The sequence below is a fragment of the Streptomyces lincolnensis genome (assembly GCF_021173675.1).
Taxonomy (GTDB): Bacteria; Actinomycetota; Actinomycetes; order Streptomycetales; family Streptomycetaceae; genus Streptomyces; species Streptomyces lincolnensis_B.
This window is the reverse complement of record NZ_JAIHON010000026.1, coordinates 18,487-37,831: the sequence shown is the minus strand read 5'-3', so window position 1 is coordinate 37,831 and position 19,345 is coordinate 18,487. Positions and strand designations below refer to the sequence as shown.

The 19,345-nt window shown below is 70.6% G+C and carries 14 protein-coding genes; 3 read left to right on the top strand and 11 right to left on the bottom strand.

What is annotated here, in order from left to right; all coding sequences use genetic code 11:
- Position 1 precedes the first annotated feature (1 nt).
- The 8 genes from K4B79_RS45365 to iolC all read right to left on the bottom strand — a co-directional run bounded on the left by K4B79_RS45365 (position 2) and on the right by iolC (position 11,681).
- Positions 2 to 1,522: a vWA domain-containing protein gene (locus K4B79_RS45365; RefSeq protein WP_232033325.1), complete on the bottom strand. Its 1,521-nt coding sequence runs from the start codon at positions 1,520 to 1,522 to the stop codon at positions 2 to 4.
- A gap of 141 nt (positions 1,523 to 1,663) precedes the next feature.
- On the bottom strand, positions 1,664 to 2,533 hold the full coding sequence (locus tag K4B79_RS45360; RefSeq protein ID WP_232033324.1) for an ABC transporter permease: 870 nt from the start codon (positions 2,531 to 2,533) through the stop codon (positions 1,664 to 1,666).
- 100 nt (positions 2,534 to 2,633) lie between these two features.
- Positions 2,634 to 5,336, bottom strand: a complete 2,703-nt coding sequence (locus K4B79_RS45355; protein ID WP_232033323.1) for an alpha/beta fold hydrolase — start codon at positions 5,334 to 5,336, stop codon at positions 2,634 to 2,636.
- 296 nt (positions 5,337 to 5,632) lie between these two features.
- Complete coding sequence (mmsA, locus tag K4B79_RS45350; RefSeq protein ID WP_232033322.1) at positions 5,633 to 7,135, bottom strand: CoA-acylating methylmalonate-semialdehyde dehydrogenase; 1,503 nt, start codon at positions 7,133 to 7,135, stop codon at positions 5,633 to 5,635.
- Positions 7,136 to 7,149: 14 nt separating this feature from the next.
- Entirely contained in the window at positions 7,150 to 9,027 is a 1,878-nt protein-coding gene (gene iolD / locus K4B79_RS45345) for a 3D-(3,5/4)-trihydroxycyclohexane-1,2-dione acylhydrolase (decyclizing) (protein WP_232033321.1), read from the bottom strand.
- Positions 9,024 to 9,836, bottom strand: a complete 813-nt coding sequence (iolB, locus tag K4B79_RS45340; protein ID WP_232033320.1) for a 5-deoxy-glucuronate isomerase — start codon at positions 9,834 to 9,836, stop codon at positions 9,024 to 9,026. Before iolB ends, iolD begins: the two co-directional genes overlap by 4 nt.
- A gap of 7 nt (positions 9,837 to 9,843) precedes the next feature.
- A complete protein-coding gene (locus tag K4B79_RS45335; RefSeq protein WP_232033319.1) occupies positions 9,844 to 10,734 on the bottom strand; it encodes a Cgl0159 family (beta/alpha)8-fold protein in 891 nt (296 codons plus the stop codon).
- Positions 10,731 to 11,681: a 5-dehydro-2-deoxygluconokinase gene (iolC, locus tag K4B79_RS45330; RefSeq protein ID WP_232033318.1), complete on the bottom strand. Its 951-nt coding sequence runs from the start codon at positions 11,679 to 11,681 to the stop codon at positions 10,731 to 10,733. The genes K4B79_RS45335 and iolC overlap by 4 nt, the downstream gene beginning before the upstream one ends.
- Before the next feature lie 125 nt (positions 11,682 to 11,806).
- Here iolC and K4B79_RS45325 point away from each other — a divergent pair, with 125 nt between their 5' ends.
- Both K4B79_RS45325 and K4B79_RS45320 read left to right on the top strand, forming a co-directional pair.
- On the top strand, positions 11,807 to 12,724 hold the full coding sequence (locus K4B79_RS45325; RefSeq protein ID WP_232033317.1) for a sugar phosphate isomerase/epimerase family protein: 918 nt from the start codon (positions 11,807 to 11,809) through the stop codon (positions 12,722 to 12,724).
- A gap of 362 nt (positions 12,725 to 13,086) precedes the next feature.
- The gene (locus K4B79_RS45320) at positions 13,087 to 13,287 is read left to right on the top strand and encodes a helix-turn-helix transcriptional regulator (RefSeq protein ID WP_232033316.1); all 201 of its coding nucleotides are present in this window, start codon (positions 13,087 to 13,089) and stop codon (positions 13,285 to 13,287) included.
- A gap of 78 nt (positions 13,288 to 13,365) precedes the next feature.
- Here K4B79_RS45320 and K4B79_RS45315 read toward each other — a convergent pair whose 3' ends face one another.
- Positions 13,366 to 14,409 carry a zinc-dependent alcohol dehydrogenase family protein gene (locus K4B79_RS45315; RefSeq protein WP_232033315.1) on the bottom strand — a complete coding sequence of 348 codons (1,044 nt, stop codon included), beginning with the start codon at positions 14,407 to 14,409 and terminating at the stop codon, positions 13,366 to 13,368.
- A gap of 149 nt (positions 14,410 to 14,558) precedes the next feature.
- Between K4B79_RS45315 and K4B79_RS45310 the strand changes: the two genes are divergently transcribed.
- Complete coding sequence (locus K4B79_RS45310) at positions 14,559 to 14,798, top strand: heavy-metal-associated domain-containing protein (RefSeq protein WP_232033314.1); 240 nt, start codon at positions 14,559 to 14,561, stop codon at positions 14,796 to 14,798.
- Between the two features lie 736 nt (positions 14,799 to 15,534).
- Here the strand turns inward: K4B79_RS45310 and K4B79_RS45305 are convergent.
- Entirely contained in the window at positions 15,535 to 16,824 is a 1,290-nt protein-coding gene (locus K4B79_RS45305; RefSeq protein ID WP_232033313.1) for a citrate synthase, read from the bottom strand.
- 268 nt (positions 16,825 to 17,092) lie between these two features.
- On the bottom strand, positions 17,093 to 19,345 hold the full coding sequence (gene recD2, locus K4B79_RS45300) for an SF1B family DNA helicase RecD2 (protein WP_232033312.1): 2,253 nt from the start codon (positions 19,343 to 19,345) through the stop codon (positions 17,093 to 17,095).

Below are 19,345 nucleotides of genomic sequence, written 5' to 3'. Positions count from 1 at the left end.
GCTAGTCGGTGTGACGCCTCGCCTCGTGGATGGTCTCGGCGAGTCGGCGTACGGCGGCGTCCTCGGTGCGCTCGGCCAAGTCGTCCGCCCGGTAGGCGAGTTTGATGAGGGACGGCCTTCCCGGCACCCGGTGCTCGCCGTCCCCCAGCGCGTCGGCGAACCAGGCGGCCACGGCGGTCACCTGGAAGCGGGGGCTCGCGTCCCAGACCGAGTCGTCCAGGGTGCGCAGTTGGCCTGATTCCTCGTGGGGGTCGCGGGTTTCGGGGTCCTGCCAGCGGACCGTGGCCGTGGCGAGGTGGCCGTCGGCGCCCGGTTTGGTGCGGACGGCGTAGAGGGCGGTCACGGTGTGGCCGGGGCCGATCTCGCCGCCGTCGACGCGGTCGTCGCGGAAGTCGTCGTCGGCGACGCGGCGGTTGTCGTAGCCGATGAGGCGGAAGTCGGTGACGTTCTCGGGGTCGAAGGCGACCTGGGCCTTGGCGTCGCGGGCGGTGAGGTCGATGTTGCGCGGGAGTTGCTCGCAGAAGACCTGCTCGGCGTCGTCCTGGTCGGACACGTACACCGTGTGGCCGTCGCCCTTGTCGGCGAGGCGTTCCATCAGGGCGTCGCCGTAGTCGCTGCCGACGCCGACGCCGAAGAGGGTGATGCCGTGCTCGCGGCGGGCGCCGTCGATGCGCTCCAGGATGGTGTCGGCGTCGGTGTCGCCGGTGTTCGCGAGGGCGTCGGAGACCAGGACGACCCGGTTGGTGGCGCCCTCGCGGCGGCCCTCGACGGCGGTGGCGTAACCGGTCTCGACGCCGGCGCCCAGGTTGGTGGAGAAGGTCGGTGACAGGCCCTCGATCGCCTCGTGGATCTCGTCGCGGTTGCCGTCGAGGCGGGTCATCGGCAGGACCGTCTCGGCCTCGTCGCTGAAGGTGACGATCGCGACCGAGTCGTCGTCGCGCAGGCGGTCCGTCATCGTGCCGAGGGACTCCTGGGCGAGGTCGAGGCGGCCCGGTTCGCTCATGGAGCCGGAGATGTCGATGACGAAGGTGAGGGCGGCGGGAGGGCGTTGGTCGGCCCGCTCGGGCGTGCCGCGGGTGGCGAGGCCCACGCGGACCAGGGACCAGTCCTCCTCGTCGGTGCGGGCGCCGTCGACGGTCACCGAGAAGCCGTTGCCGTCGGGACGGTCGTAGTCCTGGCGGAAGCTGTTGACGAACTCCTCGGGGCGGATGGTCGAGGGGTCCGGGCGGCGGCCCTCGGCGAGGGTGCGGCGGGCGTAGCCGTAGGAGGCGGTGTCGACGTCGAGGGCGAAGGTGGAGAGGTGGTCGGGGGCGGGGTCCCGTTCCTCGTCGTCCGTGCCCCGGTCGTACTCGCGGTCGTTGTCGGGGGCCGGGAAACCGGTCGCCCCCTCGGCGCGGTCCTCGGAGCTGTTGTCGCGCCGCCCGCCGTCGTCGCTCGCGCCGCATCCGGTGAGCAGCAGGCCGCCCGCCGCGGTGAGTGCGAGAAGTGCCGTGCGCAGTCGTCGTGTTCGGTACCGGTCCATCGTCCGTGCCCCCTTCGTCCGTCGACTTCTGTGACTGTGACGGGGAAGGGGGCCGGAACGTGCGCCACGAACCGTTGCGGAAGGATCTCGAAGAGGCCACGGGGGACGGCCGTCGAGACCGGTGGGTGACCCTCCGTTGACCTAGGACACCACGTCCTTGCGGGCGAAACCGCGGAAGGCCAGCGCGAACAGCACGAGGGCGTACGTTATCGAAATCGACGCGCCCTGGATCATGTCGGACCACTGGAGTTGGGGCTGTACGGCGTCGAGCCAGGCGTACTGCCAGTGCGCCGGGAGGAAGTCGCGCCAGTCGCCGAGGGCCGTCACCTGGTCCAGGACGTTGCCGACGATGGTCAGGCCGACCGCGCCGCCGACCGCGCCCAGGGGGGCGTCCGTGCGGGTGGAGAGCCAGAACGCCAGGGCGGCGGTGATCAGTTGGGAGATGAAGATGTACCCGATGGTGATCAGCAGCCGCTGGGCGGCGGCGCCGGCGGCCAGGGAGCCGCCGGTGGGCAGTTCCAGCGGGCCCCAGCCGTACGCCACCGAACCGACGGCGAGGGCGACGACCGGCAGCAGGACCATCGCGGCCAGGCTGAGGGTCAGTCCGACGACGAGCTTGGACCACAGCAGCCGGGCCCGGGGCACCGGCGCGGCCAGCAGATAGCGCAGGGAGGACCAGCTCGCCTCCGAGGCGACGGTGTCCCCGCAGAACAGCGCGACGGGGACGACCAGCAGGAAGCCCGCGGAGGCGAAGAGGTTCACCGCCGCGAAGTTCGCCCCGGACAGGGTGGCGGTGTCCATCAGGTTGACGCCGCCGTTTTCCGAGCCCGGGCTGCCGCCCACCTGGAAGGCGATGAGCAGGACGAACGGCAGGGCCGCCAGGATGCCGAACATGACCATCGTGCGGCGGCGCTTGAGCTGGCGGACCAGTTCGACCCGGATGGGCAGCGTCCGGCCCGCGCGGTAGCCGTCGGCGACCTCCGCGCGCTCCATCAGCGTGCTGCTGCTCATGCTTCCTCCTTCTGCTGAGCTCCGCTTCGGCTCCGCTCCGGCCGGGTGCCCACTCCGCTTCGCTCCGCGGACCCCCAACCTCCGCTGCACCTCAGCTCGCTCATGCGGAGTCTCCGATCAGGGTGAGGAAGGCGTCTTCGAGGCGGCGGTGCGGGCCCACCGACTCCACCGGGACTTCCAGCCGGACGAGTTCGGCGATCAGGCGGGCGGGGCTGCCGTCCTCGTCGAGGCGGATCAGCAGGCCGCCGTCGGCGATGACGGCCGAGGCCACGCCCGGGAGCGCGGCGACCTTCTCCACGACGGGCTCCTCCAGCGGTGCGGACGTGCCGACCAGCAGGGTGTCGCCGGAGCCGATGATCTCGCCGACCGGGCCCGCCTGGACGAGCTGTCCGTGGTCCATGACCACCAGGTGGGTGCAGGACTGCTCGACCTCCGCGAGGAGGTGGGAGGAGACGATGACCGTGCGGCCGGCCGCCGCGTAGCGGATCATCACCTCGCGCATCTCCCGGATCTGCGGCGGGTCGAGACCGTTGGTCGGCTCGTCGAGTATCAGCAGATCGGGCATGCCGAGCATGGCCTGGGCGATGGCCAGGCGCTGGCGCATGCCCTGCGAGTAGGTGCGCACCGCGCGCTCCAGGGCGCCGCCGAGGCCGGCGATCTCCAGGGCCTCGTCCAGATGGGCGTCCTCCGGCGGGCGGCCGGTGGCCCGCCAGTACAGCTCCAGGTTCTCCTGGCCGGACAGGTGCGGCAGGAAGCCCGCGCCCTCCACGAAGGCGCCGACGCGGGACAGCACGGGGGCGCCGGGCGCGATCGCGTGGCCGAAGACGCGGATCTCGCCGCCGTCCGGCTTGATCAGGCCCATCAACATGCGCAGGGTGGTCGTCTTGCCGGCGCCGTTCGGGCCGAGCAGGCCGAGGACCTGGCCCTTCTCGACGCGGAAGGAGAGGTCCCTGACCGCGTACCGGTCGGCCGACTTGGCGTACCGCTTGCTCAGGTCCGTGATCTGGAGCGGGACTTCGGCGAGGACCGGCTCGGGGGCGGCGGGCGCGGCCGTGCGGCGGCGGCCGGTGACGATCAGGACCAGGGCGACGACCGCGCCGGCGAGCGGCAGCCACCACACCCACGCGGGCATCGACGCCTGCGCGTTGGTGTCGCTGAGGGCCGTCGGCACCTTCAGGTCGCCCTTGAGGGAGACGGTGTACGTCGCCTGGGTGGCCGGGGAGGCGTAGCCGAGGTCGGTGGAGGCGAGGACCAGACGGAGCCGGTGGCCGTCCTCGACCTCGTGGTCGATCGCGGGCAGGGTGACGGCGACGTCCTTGCCTGCCTTGGCGTCCTCGACGCGGATCGGCTCGACCAGCTGGGCGGGCAGCACCTGTTGGCGGCCGCCCGGGGAGACGTCGTACAGCTTGGCGAAGAGGACGGCGTCGTCGCTGGTCGACTTCACATGGACGGTGACCGTGGAGGAGCCGGTGATCCGGAGGTCGTCCCGGACGGGCGCGGAGTCGAAGGCGGCGTACTGGCCGGGGAAGTCGAGGGAGAGCGAGACGCCGAGGCTGGACAGCTGGGAGAGGCCCCCGCCCCCGCCGCCACCGCCTCCCGCGCCGCCGTCCTCCTCGCCACCGCCGCCACCGCCGCCGAGGGCGGCTCCGATGCCCGGCAGGGCCGACACGGCGGGCGGGTTGGCGCCGGCCGGGTTGACGAAGCTCTGCTCGCGGCCGGTGAGGGCGATGGTGCGCTCGTCGGCCTCCAGGCCGGGGTACTTGTCCTCGCTCACACCGCTCAGGCGGGTCTCGCCGTCGCCTGTGCCGGTGCCGAGGGTGCGGGTGACGCGGAAGGCCGGGCCGGTGTCGGCGCCCTTGTCGTCCTTGAGGTAGCGGTCGAACCAGTTCGCCACCCGGGTCTGGACGCGGCTCGTCTCCATGTCGCCGCCGTCGTGGCCGCCGGAGATCCAGTCGACGTCAACCGGGGCGCCGTTGGCGCGGATCGCCTTCGCGGCGGCGTCGGCCTGGTTCAGCGGGAAGAGGGAGTCGGTCTGGCCCTGGAGCAGGAGCGTGGGCACCTTGATCCGGTCGCCGACCGCCGACGGCGAGCGCTCCTGGAGCATCTTCTCGGCCGCCGCGTCCGGGACGCCGGACTCGGCGACGCGCTGGTACATCGCGCAGATCCGCGGCTCGAACCTCTCGCAGCCGCCCGCGGAGTTGACGAAGATGCCGGCCCAGAGCTTCTTGAAGACGCCGTTCGGGATGAGGGCGTCCGAGAGGTTCCAGTACGTGATCGCCGGGGCGATGGCGTCCACGCGGTCGTCGTGGCCTGCGGCGAGGAGGGAGATCGCGCCGCCGTAGGACGCGCCCGCCATGCCCACGCGGGGGTCGCCGGGCTTGTCGAGCTGGACCGTCGGCTGTTTCGCCAGCCAGTCGATCAGCTTGCCGACGTCGGTGACCTCGCCCTTCGGGTCGTTCAGGCCGACCTTTCCGGTGGACCTGCCGAAGCCTCTCGCCGACCAGGTGAGGACGGCGTAGCCGTCGCGGGCCAGCTTCTCGGCCTGGGCGCGGACGTCGTCCTTGCTGCCGCCGAAGCCGTGGCCCAGGAGGACGGCGGGGCGCTTCTCGTCACCGGGTGTCGTGAAGTACGACGTGTCGATGCGGACGCCGTCCAGCGACATCATCCGGTCGGTGCGGTTCACCGACGGCTTGCTGTCGTCGGCGACGGCCGTCCATGTGCCGGCGCCGGCGAGTACGACGACGGCGGCGACCGCGGCAGTGGCCCAACGGTGCCGGAGCCACCGGGGGCGTCGAAGATCCATGCGTCAACGGTACGGGGTGAAGCTGTCGGTCAGTTATCGACCGGGGAGTGAATCCCGGGCCATCCCGTGGGGGTACGCGACCGTTTTCGTATACCGCGGTCGTGGTACGGCGGCCAGGAGCTCGGTCGGGTCTGTCGGCGGCCGGGTGCGGGTGCGTGGGGGGCTTGTCGCGCAGTTCCCCGCGCCCCTGGAAGAGCGGGGCGCAGCCCCAGCTCTTCAGGGGCGCGGGGAACTGCGCGAGCAACCACGACGAACCCGCACCCGCCGACGCACCCGAACCCCCGAGCTCCCCGCTCTCAGTGATTGCGCGGGAAGCCCAGGTCCACGCCCGCCGGCGCGTCCGCCGGGTCGGGCCAGCGGGTGGTGACGACCTTGCCGCGGGTGTAGAAGTGCGTGCCGTCGTTGCCGTAGATGTGGTGGTCGCCGAAGAGGGAGTCCTTCCAGCCACCGAAGGAGTGGTAGCCGACGGGGACCGGGATCGGGACGTTGACGCCGACCATGCCGGCCTCGACCTCCAGCTGGAAGCGGCGGGCGGCGCCGCCGTCCCGGGTGAAGATCGCGGTGCCGTTGCCGAACGGCGAGGCGTTGATGAGGGCGATGCCCTCGTCGTAGGTGTCGACGCGCAGCACGGTCAGGACCGGGCCGAAGATCTCGTCCTGGTAGGCCTTGGCGGTGGTGGGGACCTTGTCGAGGAGCGAGATGCCGATCCAGTGGCCGTCCTCGTGGCCCTCGACCGTGAAGCCGGTGCCGTCCAGGACGACCTCGCAGCCCTCGGCCGCCGCGCCGGTGACGTAGGAGGCCACCTTGTCGCGGTGGACCTTGGTGATCAGCGGGCCCATCTCGGAGGTGGGGTCGTTTCCGGGGCCGATCTTGATCTTCTCGGCGCGCTCGCGGATCTTCTCCACCAGCTCGTCGCCGATCGCGCCCACGGCCACGACCGCGGAGATGGCCATGCAGCGCTCGCCCGCCGAACCGTAGGCCGCGGACACGGCAGCGTCCGCCGCCGCGTCGAGGTCGGCGTCCGGGAGGACCAGCATGTGGTTCTTGGCGCCGCCGAGCGCCTGGACGCGCTTGTGGTTGGCGGAGGCGGTGGTGTGGATGTAGCGGGCGATCGGGGTCGAGCCGACGAAGGAGACGGCCTTGACGTCCGGGTGCTCCAGGAGGCGGTCGACGGCCACCTTGTCGCCGTGGACGACGTTGAAGACACCGTCCGGCAGACCGGCTTCCGCGAGCAGCTCGGCGAGCTTCAGGGAGGCCGACGGGTCCTTCTCGGACGGCTTGAGGACGAAGGTGTTGCCGGTCGCGATGGCGATCGGGAACATCCACATCGGCACCATGGCCGGGAAGTTGAACGGCGTGATGCCGGCGACGACACCGAGCGGCTGGCGGATCGAGGCCACGTCCACGCGGCTGGCGACCTGGGTCGACAGCTCGCCCTTCAGCTGCACGTTGATCCCGCAGGCGAGGTCGACGATCTCCAGGCCGCGGGCGACCTCGCCGAGCGCGTCGGAGTGCACCTTGCCGTGCTCGGCGGTGATCAGCTCCGCGATCGCGTCGCGGTTGGCGTCCAGCAGCGCGCGGAACTTGAAGAGGATCTCCGTGCGCTTGGCCAGCGAGGACTGGCCCCAGGACACGAACGCGTCCTTGGCCGCCTGTACCGCCGCGTCGACCTCGTCGACGGACGCGAACGCGACCTTCGTGGTGACCGCGCCGGTCGCCGGGTCGGTGACCGGCCCGTAGTTCCCCGACGCGCCTTCGACGGTCTTGCCGCCGATCCAGTGGTTGACGATCTTCGTCATGACCGAGTGCTCCTTCACAGATGGCGGCGTCGGGTAGAGACGTGCCGTTCGTACAGCTCACGGGCCTTCACCGCGGACGCTCGGGTCGCGGTCTCGGCCACAGGTACATCCCACCAGGCCTGCGCCGGAGGCGCGCCCGACACTGTGTCTGCGGTTTCGGTCTCCACGTAGACACATGTGGGAGTGTCCGCGGCGCGCGCCTCGGCGAGGGCGGCGCGGAGGTCTCGTACGGTCTTCGCGCGCAGCACGCGCATACCGAGGCTGGCCACGTTCGCGGCCAGGTCCACGGGCAGCGGGGCGCCCGTGTAGGTGCCGTCGTCGGACTGGAAGCGGTAGGCGGTGCCGAACCGCTCGCCGCCCACCGACTCGGACAGGCCGCCGATGGAGGCGTAGCCGTGGTTCTGGATGAGGAGCATCTTGATCGCAACGCCCTCCTGCACGGCCGTCACGATCTCCGTCGGCATCATCAGGTACGTGCCGTCGCCGACCAGCGCCCAGACGTTCCGCTCGGGGGCGGCCATCTTCACGCCGATCGCGGCCGGGATCTCGTAGCCCATGCAGGAGTAGCCGTACTCCAGGTGGTACTGGTCCCTGGACCGGGCCCGCCACAGCTTGTGCAGGTCGCCGGGGAGGGAGCCGGCCGCGTTGATGACCACGTCCGACTCGTCCACCAGGGCGTCCAGCGCGCCGAGGACCTGCGGCTGGGTCGGGCGTACGTCGATCTCGTCGGCCTCGTAGCAGGCGTCGACGCGCTGCTCCCAGCGCTCCTTGTCGAGGGTGTACTCGCCGACGTAGGTGTCGGTGACGCGGTGGCCGTGCGGCCTCAGGGCCTCGGTGAGCTCGGTCAGGCCGCTGCGGGCGTCCGCGATCAGCGGCTGCCCGGCGAGCTTGTGGCCGTCGTGGCCCGCGATGTTGAGGTTGAGGAAGCGGACGCCGTCGCCGGTGAACAGGGTGTTCGAGGCGGTGGTGAAGTCGGTGTAGCGGGTTCCGACACCGATCACCAGGTCGGCCTGGCGGGCGAGTTCGTTGGCGGTCGCGGTGCCGGTGTGGCCGACGCCGCCGACGTCCTGCGGGTGGTCGTACCGCAGGGAGCCCTTGCCGGCCTGGGTGGAGGCGACCGGGATGCCGGTGGCCTCGGCGAACTCGGCGAGAGCCTCCTCGGCGCGGCTGTGGTGGACCCCGCCGCCCGCGATCACCAGGGGCTTCTCCGCCGCCCTGATCGCCCGTACCGCCTCGGCGAGTTCGGCCGGGTCGGCGCCCGGGCGGCGGACCACCCAGGTGCGCTCGGCGAAGAACTCCTCGGGCCAGTCGTACGCCTCGGCCTGCACGTCCTGCGGGAGGGCGAGGGTGACGGCGCCGGTCTCGACCGGGTCCGTCAGCACGCGCATCGCCTGGAGGGCCGCCGGGATCAGGGCCTCCGGACGGGTCACCCGATCGAAGTACCTCGACACCGGGCGCAGGCTGTCGTTGACGCTGACATCGCCCGCGTACGGCACTTCGAGCTGCTGGAGGACCGGGTCGGCGACCCGGGTGGCGAAGATGTCGCCGGGGAGCAGCAGGACCGGGAGGTGGTTGATCGTCGCGAGGGCCGCGCCGGTGACCAGGTTGGTGGCGCCCGGGCCGATCGACGTCGTCACGGCGTGCGTGGACAGCCGGTTGGACTGGCGGGCGTAGCCGACGGCCGCGTGCACCATCGACTGCTCGTTGCGGCCCTGGTGGTAGGGCATCTCGTCGCCGTACTCGACGAGCGCCTGGCCGAGGCCGGCCACGTTGCCGTGGCCGAAGATGCCCCAGGTGGCGCCGATCAGCCGCTGCCGTACGCCGTCACGCTCGGTGTACTGGACGGCCAGGAAGCGGACGAGTGCCTGCGCGACCGTAAGCCTGATGCTCATCGGTAGCCCTCCGTGTGGTCCGGGTGGAAGCAGATCCGCCACTCGCGGTGCTCACCCGGTCCGGCCATGACGTTCAGGTAGTACATGTCGTGGCCGGGCTGGGCGATCGACGGGCCGTGCCAGCCGTCGGGGACGAGCACGGCGTCGCCGGAGCGGACCTCCGCGAGGACGTCCGATCCGCCCTCACGGGAAGGGGATACGCGCTGATAGCCGAAACCGTTCGGGCCGTCGATCTCGAAGTAGTAGATCTCCTCCAGCTCGGCTTCCACGCCCGGCCGGTTCTCGTCGTGCTTGTGCGGCGGGTAGGAGGACCAGTTGCCGCCGGGCGTGATCACCTCGACGGCGATCAGCCGGTCGCACTCGAAGGCGTCGGCGGAGGCGAAGTTGCGCACGTGGCGCAACTGGGTTCCGCTGCCGCGCTGTTCGACGGGGACCTCCGGCGCGGGGCCGTAGCGGGCGGGGAGTTGTCGCTCGCACTTCGCTCCTGCCAAAGCAAAGCGGCCACCCGCGCCGGAGGCGATCTGTGCCTGGGTGTCCCGGGGTACGTACGCGAAGTCTGAAGCTCCGGCGAACACGCTTTCCCGGCCCAGGAGTTGGAACTCTTCGTCACCCGCGTGCACCGTACAACCGCCGTTCAGCGGTACGACGATCCACTCGCTGTCCCCGGCGGCGAACGTGTGTGTGCCGCCCGCCTCCAGCTCGACGATCCGCAGACTGGAGTACGTCCAGCCGGCCCGCTCGGGGTCGATGTCGACGACGTACCCGCCGCCCGTCGTGGCGCCCCGGGGAACGTACAGGTCCTTGCTCATGCGGCCCTCACAGCAGTCCTACGGCGGTGTCCACGGCGGCGGCCACGTCGCCGTCCGCCGGGTACAGCAGCGAACGGCCGACCACCAGGCCGCGGACGGTGGGGAGTTGCAGGGCGCCGCGCCACTTCTCGTACGCGCCGGCTTGCTCCTCAACGGTGCCGCCGACCTCGCCGCCCAGCAGCACGGCGGGCAGCGTGGAGGTGGCCATGACCTCGGCCATGTCGTCGGGGTTCTCGGTGACCGGCACCTTCAGCCAGGTGTAGGCCGAGCTGCCGCCCAGGCCCGAGGCGATGGCGATCGACTTGGTGACGGCCTCGGCGGAGAGGTCGTTGCGCAGCTTGCCGGTGTCGTCGCGGCGGCTGATGAACGGCTCGACGAAGACCGGCAGCCGGCGCTCGGCCATCGCGTCGATCGCGCGGGCGGTGGACTCCAGGGTGGTCAGCGAGCCCGGGTCGTCGTAGCAGATCCGCAGCAGCAGCTTGCCCGCGTCGAAGTTCAGGCGCTCGATGTCCTCGGGGCGGTGGCCGGTGAAGCGGTCGTCGAGCTCGAAGGTGGCGCCCTGGAGGCCGCCGCGGTTCATCGAGCCCATGACGACCTTGCCGTCCAGGGCACCGAGCAGGAGCAGGTCGTCGAGGATGTCGGCGGTCGCGAGGACGCCGTCGACCCCGGGACGGCCGAGGGCCAGGACCAGGCGCTGGAGCAGGTCGGCGCGGTTGGCCATGGCGAACTTGCGGTCGCCGACCCCGAGGGCGCCGCGGGCCGGGTGGTCGGCGGCGACGATCATCAGCCGGCCGCTCGTGTTGAGCAGCGGCCTGCGGGTGCGCCGGGCGGCGGCCTCCGCTATGGCCTCGGGGTGCTGGGCGCGGATGCGGACGAGTTCCGCGATGTCGACGCTCACTTGACGGCTCCGGCGGCGATCGCGGCCTCGATCTCGTCGGGCGTGGGCATCGCCGAGGAGCACTCCAGGCGGGAGGCGACGATGGCTCCGGCCGCGTTGGCGTGCCGCATGATCTTCTCCAGGTTCCAGCCTTCGAGCAGGCCGTGGCAGAGGGAGCCGCCGAACGCGTCACCGGCGCCGAGGCCGTTGAGGACGGTGACGGGCAGGGGCGGGACCTCGGCCTCGTCGCCCTCGCTGTTCACCGCGAGGACGCCCTTGGGGCCCTGCTTCACGACCGCGAGCTCGACGCCCGCGTCCAGCAGCGCCTGGGCGGCGGCACGCGGTTCGCGCACTCCGGTGGCGACCTCCACCTCGTCGAGGTTGCCCACGGCGACGGTGGTGTGCTTCAGGGCCTCGGCGTAGAAGGGGCGGGCCGCGTCCGGGTCGCTCCAGAACATGGGGCGCCAGTCGAGGTCGAAGATCGTCGTGCCGGCCTTGGCGCGGTGGGCGAGGGCCGCCAGGGTCGCCGTACGGCTGGGCTCCTCGCTCAGGCCGGTGCCGGTCACCCAGAAGATCCGGGTCTCACGGACGGCGTCGAGGTCCAGCTCGTGGGCGTCGATCTCCAGGTCCGGCGCCTTGGGACGGCGGTAGAAGTACAGCGGGAAGTCGTCCGGCGGGAAGATCTCGCAGAACGTGATCGGCGTCTGGAGGCCGGGGACCGGGGTGACCCAGCGGTCGTCGACGCCGAAGCCGCGCAGTTCCTCGTGGAGATACGTGCCGAACGGGTCGTCGCCGGTGCGGGTGATCACCGCGGAGTTCCGGCCCAGCCGGGCGGCGGCGACGGCGACGTTCGAGGCGGATCCGCCCAGGAACTTGCCGAAGGACGTCACCTGCGGCAGCGGGACACCGGTCTGGAGTGGATACAGGTCCACACCGATCCGCCCCATGGTGATCAGGTCGTACCCCATCGGCTTCCCTTCGTTTCGGCTCTCCCCGCGTTTGTAGCCCTGCTCGCCGAGCCCTGTCAATGTTTTGTCCAGACATTCGGACCAGACCTTGACAGCGCTTGCCGCTCCCGCCGAAGCTGACCGGCATGACGTCGTTGTCACCTCAGCCCTCACTGTCCCGCATCCGCATCGGGTCGGCGCCCGACTCGTGGGGTGTGTGGTTCCCCGACGACCCCCAGCAGGTCCCCTGGAGGCGCTTCCTCGACGAGGTCGCGCAGTCCGGCTACGAGTGGATCGAGCTGGGGCCGTACGGGTATCTGCCGACCGATCCGGCCGTCCTCACCGAGGAGACCTCCCGGCGTGGCCTGAAGGTCTCGGCCGGCACGGTCTTCACCGGCCTGCACCACGGCGAGTCCGTCTGGGAGAAGACCTGGGCGCATGTCGCGGACAACGCGGTGCTGGCCCAGGCGATGGGCGCGAAGCACCTCGTCGTCATCCCGTCCTTCTGGCGGGACGACAAGACCGGTGCGGTGCTGGAACCGGACACGCTGACCCCGGAGCAGTGGCGGAACCTCGCCTCGCTGACCGAGCGTCTGGGGCAGCGGGTGCGGGACGAGTACGGGCTGCAGATCGTCGTCCACCCGCACGCCGACACGCATGTCGACAGCGAGGAGAACGTCGTCCGCTTCCTGGACGCCACGGACTCCGACCTGGTGTCGCTGTGCCTGGACACCGGGCACTACGCCTATTGCGGCGGCGACAGCGTGAAGCTCATCGAGACGTACGGGTCTCGGATCGGGTATCTGCACCTCAAGCAGGTGGATCCGGAGATCCTGGCGGACGTGCGGGCGAAGGGGACGCCGTTCGGGCCGGCCGTGGCGCAGGGTGTGATGTGCGAGCCGCCGAGCGGGGTGCCGGAGTTGGGGCCCGTGCTGGAGGCCGCGCAGAAGCTGGATGTGGAGCTGTTCGCGATCGTCGAGCAGGACATGTATCCGTGTGAGCCGGATACGCCGTTGCCCATCGCTCAGCGGACCCGGGCGTTCTTGAGGTCCTGCGGGGCGTAAGCCTCCGGCGGCGGGGCCGGGCGTCCACTCGTCCGCCGGGTTCCGTGCTCCGGCGGGTGCGGGTCGTCTGGGGCCGGTCGCGCCCGCGCGGCGGAGCCGCATATCGACACACACGGGCATGTCAACACGCCCCGCCCATGAGCCCGCGTACGCCTTTGCGTCACCTCTGTCACAAACGCCCCCTTCGTGTCACACATGTCGCGTGTACGCGGGTACTGCGTCACACCCGGCGCACAGCCCCTGCCCTGCCCCGACTCCGTGTCGTTCACGGGGCACAGGCTTTGTGATCGCCAGCGCAGCGCCCGGTACCCCCGACGGCCGTTCCCGGCCGCCGCCGCGGTGCGCGCGGGGAGGTGCACCTCATGACCGACCGAAGGCTCTGGTCCTACAAGGAGATCGCGGCGCACATCCGGGTACAGCCGGACACCGTGCGGTCGTACCGCAAGCACGGGCTGCTGCCGCCGCCCGACCATGTCGAGGGCGGCAAGCCCTTCTGGTACGCCGACACCGTCCGGGCGTGGGTCGCGTCCCGCCCGGGCAACCGGGGCCGAAGAGAGTGCTGATCAGCGGAGGATCCGGCGGTGCCCCATCTTCGGGTGGGGCACCGCCGGTTTCACGGCCCGGCCGATTGCGGGGCCCGGTCAGGTCCAGGGCTCGATGACCGTCACCCCTGCTCCGGGTGCCGTTCCCAGCGCGGCCAGGGCGGCCGGGGCGGCGTCCAGGGTGATCGTGGAGGTGACCAGGAGGTCGGGGCGCAGCACGCCCGCCCGGACCAGTTCCAGCATCGGCGGGTAGGTGTGGGCGGCCATGCCGTGGCTGCCGAGGAGTTCGAGCTCCAGGGCGATCGCGCGGGCCATCGGGACCGGGGTGGTGCCGTCCCGCGAGGGCAGCAGCCCGACCTGGACATGGCGGCCCCGGCGGCGCAGGCCGTTCACGGAGGCCGCGCAGGTGGCGGGTGAGCCCAGGGCGTCGAGGGAGAGGTGGACGCCCCCGCCGGTCAGGTCGCGGACCGCCGCCGCGGTGTCGGTGACCTTCGAGGCGTCCACGCACTCCGCCGCCCCGAACTTCCGTGCCAGGTCGAGGGCCCGGGGCGACACGTCGACGGCCACCACCCGCGCCCCCGAGGCCGCCGCGATCATCACCGCGGACAGGCCGACACCGCCGCAGCCGTGCACCGCGACCCACTCCCCCGCCGCGACCCGGCCCTGCTGCACCACCGCGCGGAACGCCGTGGCGAAGCGGCAGCCGAGCGAGGCCGCGGTGGCGAACGACATGTCGTCGGGGACCGTGACGAGGTTCACATCGGCGTGGTCCAGGGTCACGTACTGGGCGAAGGAGCCCCAGTGCGTGAAGCCGGGCTGGGTCTGCCGCTCGCAGATCTGGTGGTCGCCGGCCGCACAGGAGGCGCAGGTTCCGCAGGCGCACACGAAGGGGACGGTGACCCTGTCGCCGGGGCGCCAGTGGCGCACGCGGGCGCCGACCGCCTCCACCACACCGGCGAGTTCGTGCCCCGGCACGTGCGGCAGCGTGATGTCCGGGTCGTGCCCCTGCCAGCCGTGCCAGTCGCTGCGGCAGAGACCGGTGGCCTCGACCCGTACCACCACCCCGTGCTCCGCGGGTTCCGGGTCCGGTACGTCCCGTACCGCGGCCGGCTCCCCGTACCGCTCGAACACCACTGCCCGCATGTGCGCTCTCCTCGCCGTCCGGCCCGAACCTCTCAGGGAAGCGTCGCGGAACCCTCCTTGGATTTATACCCCCTAGGGGTATAGTGTGGATGCGCGGAGGCCCCGCCGTGGGCCCCGACCGCCCCACCCGCCTCTACGAGGAGAACGAGATGAGCGCTCAGACCGACACCGCGGGTTCCGTCACCACCGTCTACAAGGTGAGCGGGATGAGCTGCGGACACTGCGAAGGAGCCGTCTCCGGCGAGATCTCCGAGATCGCCGGTGTCAGCTCGGTGAAGGCCGTCGCGTCGAGCGGTGAGGTCACGGTGGTGTCGGCTGCGCCGCTGGACGAGGAAGCGGTGCGCTCCGCCGTGGACGAGGCCGGCTTCGAGCTGGTCGGCAAGGCCTGAACTGCCGCCCGCGTCGCACGGTTCGCCCCGCACCCCGAAGGGACGCGGGGCGAACCCTTGCACGGAGGCGGTGGTCGCGGCGGCTCAGGCTGCGGGCATTCCGATGAGGGGCCCCCTCTGGAGTCCGGGGCCACACTCACATAAGCTCTTCACAAGGCTCGCGCATCATCCTTACGCTTGGGTCTCGTTCGCCATACCTGGGCTCTTGCGCATCTATCGGACATATGCAAGAGACGCAGATCACAGTGATGCGAACGTAACCATCGAAGGGGTTCGAAGGTCTAAGTTGACGATGTCAGGCGGCGTCTTGGGGGGCGCTTCCTGGCATCTGGAGATGTCTTGGGGGACTTCTCCAGAGATGCGTTGCCGGGGCACGTACACCGGGGAGCTTTGAGCGGCCCTCCCAGCGTGCGCTGTCCCGGCAGATCGCACACAGGTAGTAGTACGAGTGATTTTGCTCGTATTGCTCAACGCGGTACCGAAGCAGTTCGGCAAGACAGCGATTCAGGCGCTGGTTCTCACAGACGCCCGGCCGGATCCCGTGGGGGGAATCCGCACCGGGACATGGGAAGGCGCCCTGGACGTCGGCCCGTGGGGGGACCGGCGCCGGGGCGCCTTCCGTCATTTGAGGAACCTTGGGGAGCCTTGGGGAGCCTTGGGGAGCCCTCCGCCCCTCACGGGGCACGCGAAGGCCCCGCACCCGACCGGAGTCGGACACGGGGCCCAGGTGTACGGCTCAGCGCTCCTCGACGGGGACGAAGTCCCGCTCGACGACGCCGGTGTAGATCTGGCGCGGGCGGCCGATACGGGAACCCGGCTCCTTGATCATCTCGTGCCACTGGGCGATCCAGCCCGGGAGGCGGCCGAGGGCGAACAGGACCGTGAACATCTCGGTCGGGAAGCCCATGGCCCGGTAGATCAGGCCGGTGTAGAAGTCGACGTTCGGGTAGAGGCTGCGCGAGACGAAGTAGTCGTCGGAGAGCGCGTGCTCCTCCAGCTTCAGCGCGATGTCCAGCAGCTCGTCGGACTTGCCGAGGGCCGAGAGAACGTCGTGCGCGGCGGCCTTGATGATCTTGGCGCGCGGGTCGAAGTTCTTGTAGACCCGGTGGCCGAAGCCCATCAGCCGGACGCCGTCCTCCTTGTTCTTCACCTTGCGGATGAAGGAGTCGACGTCACCGCCGGAGGACTGGATGCCCTCCAGCATCTCCAGCACCGACTGGTTGGCGCCGCCGTGCAGCGGGCCCCACAGCGCGTTGATGCCGGCGGAGATCGAGGCGAACATGTTCGCCTGGGACGAGCCGACGAGGCGGACCGTGGAGGTCGAACAGTTCTGCTCGTGGTCGGCGTGCAGGATGAGCAGCTTGTCCAGGGCAGCGACCACGACCGGGTCCAGGTCGTACTCCTGCGCGGGGACCGAGAAGGTCATGCGCAGGAAGTTCTCGACGTAACCGAGGTCGTTGCGCGGGTAGACGAACGGGTGACCGATCGACTTCTTGTACGCGTAGGCCGCGATCGTCGGGAGCTTGGCGAGCAGACGGATCGTCGAGAGGTTGCGCTGCTTCTCGTCGAAGGGGTTGTGGCTGTCCTGGTAGAAGGTGGACAGCGCGGAGACCACCGACGACAGCATGGCCATCGGGTGGGCGTCGCGCGGGAAGCCACGGTAGAAGTTCTTGACGTCCTCGTGCAGCAGGGTGTGCTGCGTGATGTCGTTCTTGAACACGGAGAGCTCGTCGACGGTCGGGAGCTCGCCATTGATCAGCAGGTAGGCGACCTCCAGGAACGTGGAGCGCTCCGCCAGCTGCTCGATCGGGTAGCCGCGGTACCGGAGGATGCCGGCCTCGCCGTCGAGGTAGGTGATGGCGGATTTATAGGCCGCGGTGTTGCCGTAGCCGCTGTCCAGGGTGACCAGACCGGTCTGGGCGCGGAGCTTCCCGATGTCGAAGCCCTTGTCGCCGACGGTGCTGTCGATCACCGGGTAGGTGTACTCGCCATCGCCGTACCGCACTACTACAGAGTTGTCGCTCACGTCATCCCTCACCGACGTTGTGCCTCTTCTTCGAGGTTGCCCTGACTGTCTCTACCATCCCCCATTTGGCGCAGGAGAGTGCACTCGGGGTCGGCCGTTGGGCGTATCGGCGGCACTGAGTGCCGCCAACTTGTTCATCCTGCCCCTCTCCTACCCGCTTCCGGAAGGGCTCTGTGACTCACATGACTCATTTGATCGATCATTTTTTGTGATGCCTCACCATTGCGGCCGCACCCTCACGTTCGTCCTACGCTCTTCACAGACCGCTTCACAGAGCCGCGAGCCGGAAGTCCAGGGCCGTGCAGCGGCGCCCGGCCGAGACCGTGCGCACCGCCTGGCCGATCGCCTTGCGTGAACCGACGAGGACGACCAGCTTCTTGGCGCGGGTGACCGCCGTGTACAGCAGGTTCCGCTGCAGCATCATCCAGGCGCTGGTGGTGACCGGGATCACCACGGCCGGGTACTCGCTGCCCTGGGAGCGGTGGATGGTCACCGCGTACGCGTGGGCCAGTTCGTCCAGTTCGTCGAACTCGTACGCCACCTCCTCGTCCTCGTCGGTCAGCACCGTCAGGCGCTGGTCGACCGGGTCGAGCGAGGTGACCACGCCCACGGTGCCGTTGAAGACACCGTTGGTGCCCTTCTCGTAATTGTTGCGAATCTGGGTGACCTTGTCGCCGACCCGGAAGACCCGTCCGCCGAAGCGTTTCTCGGCGAGGTCCGGACGGCCCGGGGTGATGGCCTGCTGGAGCAGGCCGTTCAGGGTGCCGGCGCCCGCGGGGCCGCGGTGCATGGGGGCGAGCACCTGGACGTCCCGGCGCGGGTCGAGGCCGAACCTGGCCGGAATCCGGCGGGCCGCCACGTCCACGGTGAGCCGGCCGACCTCCTCGGTGTCGTCCTCGACGAAGAGGAAGAAGTCCTTCATGCCGTCGGTGACGGGGTGCTGTCCCGCGTTGATCCGGTGCGCGTTCGTCACCACACCCGACTGCTGGGCCTGGCGGAAGACCCGGGTGAGGCGTACGGCGGGGACGGGGCCGCCGTCGGCGAGCAGGTCGCGGAGCACCTCGCCGGCGCCGACGCTGGGGAGTTGGTCGACGTCCCCGACGAAGAGCAGGTGCGCGCCCGGGGGGACGGCCTTCACCAGTTTGTTGGCGAGCAGCAGGTCCAGCATGGACGCCTCGTCGACCACCACCAGGTCGGCGTCGAGCGGGCGGTCCTTGTCGTAGGCCGCGTCGCCGCCGGGCTTCAGCTCCAGGAGGCGGTGGACGGTGGAGGCGTCGGCGCCGGTGAGTTCGGCCAGGCGCTTGGCGGCGCGGCCCGTCGGGGCGGCGAGGACCACTTTGGCCTTCTTGGCGCGGGCCAGCTCCACGATCGAGCGGACCGTGAAGGACTTGCCGCAACCGGGGCCGCCGGTGAGGACGGCGACCTTCTCGGTCAGCGCGAGCCGGACGGCGGCCTCCTGTTCGGGGGCGAGGTCGGTCCCGGTGCGGGTCCTCAGCCAGCCCAGCGCCTTGTCCCAGGCGACGTCCCGGAACGCCGGCATCCGGTCCTGGTCGGTGCGCAGCAGGCGCATCAGCTGGGCGGAGAGGGAGAGTTCGGCGCGGTGGAAGGGGACGAGGTAGACGGCCGTGACCTCTTCGCCCTGCTCCCCCGGGACCTTCTCGCGTACGACGCCGGGCTCGCCGGACTCCTCGTCGGGCAGGGCGAGTTCGGCCAGGCACTCGATGACCAGGCCGGTGTCGACCTGGAGGAGCTTGACCGCGTCGGCGATCAGCTGCTCCTCGGGGAGGTAGCAGTGGCCCTGGTCGGTGGACTGCGACAGGGCGTACTGGAGACCGGCCTTCACCCGCTCCGGGCTGTCGTGCGGGATGCCGACGGACTGGGCGATCTTGTCGGCGGTGAGGAAGCCGATGCCCCAGACGTCGGCGGCGAGCCGGTAGGGCCGGTTCTTCACCACGGAGATCGAGGCGTCGCCGTACTTCTTGTAGATGCGGACCGCGATCGACGTGGACACCTCGACGGTCTGGAGGAAGAGCATGACCTCCTTGATCGCCTTCTGCTCCTCCCAGGCGTCGGCGATCTTCTTGGTCCGCTTGGGGCCGAGGCCGGGCACCTCGATGAGCCGCTTCGGCTCCTCCTCGATGATCTGGAGGGTGTCCAGGCCGAAGTGCTGCGTGATGCGATCGGCGAAGACCGGGCCGATGCCCTTGACCAGCCCGGAGCCGAGGTAGCGGCGGATGCCCTGGACGGTGGCCGGCAGCACGGTGGTGTAGTTCTCCACGGTGAACTGCTTGCCGTACTGGGGATGGGAGCCCCAACGGCCCTCCATCCGCAGGGACTCGCCGACCTGGGCGCCGAGCAGTGCGCCGACGACGGTCAGCAGGTCGCCGCCACCGCGGCCGGTGTCGACCCGGGCGACCGTGTAGCCGTTCTCCTCGTTGGCGTACGTGATCCGCTCCAGGACACCTTCGAGCACGGCGAGCCGCCGCTCGCCGGCCCCCTGGCTCCCCGCCTGACTGGACAT

Bases quoted from the DNA above. Each gene is read 5' to 3' on its own strand.
- K4B79_RS45365 (WP_232033325.1), bottom strand. From the start codon at position 1,522: ATGGACCGGTACCGAACACGACGACTGCGCACGGCACTTCTCGCACTC.
- K4B79_RS45360 (WP_232033324.1), bottom strand. From the start codon at position 2,533: ATGAGCAGCAGCACGCTGATGGAGCGCGCGGAGGTCGCCGACGGCTAC.
- K4B79_RS45355 (WP_232033323.1), bottom strand. From the start codon at position 5,336: ATGGATCTTCGACGCCCCCGGTGGCTCCGGCACCGTTGGGCCACTGCC.
- mmsA (WP_232033322.1), bottom strand. From the start codon at position 7,135: ATGACGAAGATCGTCAACCACTGGATCGGCGGCAAGACCGTCGAAGGC.
- iolD (WP_232033321.1), bottom strand. From the start codon at position 9,027: ATGAGCATCAGGCTTACGGTCGCGCAGGCACTCGTCCGCTTCCTGGCC.
- iolB (WP_232033320.1), bottom strand. From the start codon at position 9,836: ATGAGCAAGGACCTGTACGTTCCCCGGGGCGCCACGACGGGCGGCGGG.
- iolC (WP_232033318.1), bottom strand. From the start codon at position 11,681: ATGGGGTACGACCTGATCACCATGGGGCGGATCGGTGTGGACCTGTAT.
- K4B79_RS45325 (WP_232033317.1), top strand. From the start codon at position 11,807: ATGACGTCGTTGTCACCTCAGCCCTCACTGTCCCGCATCCGCATCGGG.
- K4B79_RS45320 (WP_232033316.1), top strand. From the start codon at position 13,087: ATGACCGACCGAAGGCTCTGGTCCTACAAGGAGATCGCGGCGCACATC.
- K4B79_RS45315 (WP_232033315.1), bottom strand. From the start codon at position 14,409: ATGCGGGCAGTGGTGTTCGAGCGGTACGGGGAGCCGGCCGCGGTACGG.
- K4B79_RS45310 (WP_232033314.1), top strand. From the start codon at position 14,559: ATGAGCGCTCAGACCGACACCGCGGGTTCCGTCACCACCGTCTACAAG.
- recD2 (WP_232033312.1), bottom strand. From the start codon at position 19,345: ATGTCCAGTCAGGCGGGGAGCCAGGGGGCCGGCGAGCGGCGGCTCGCC.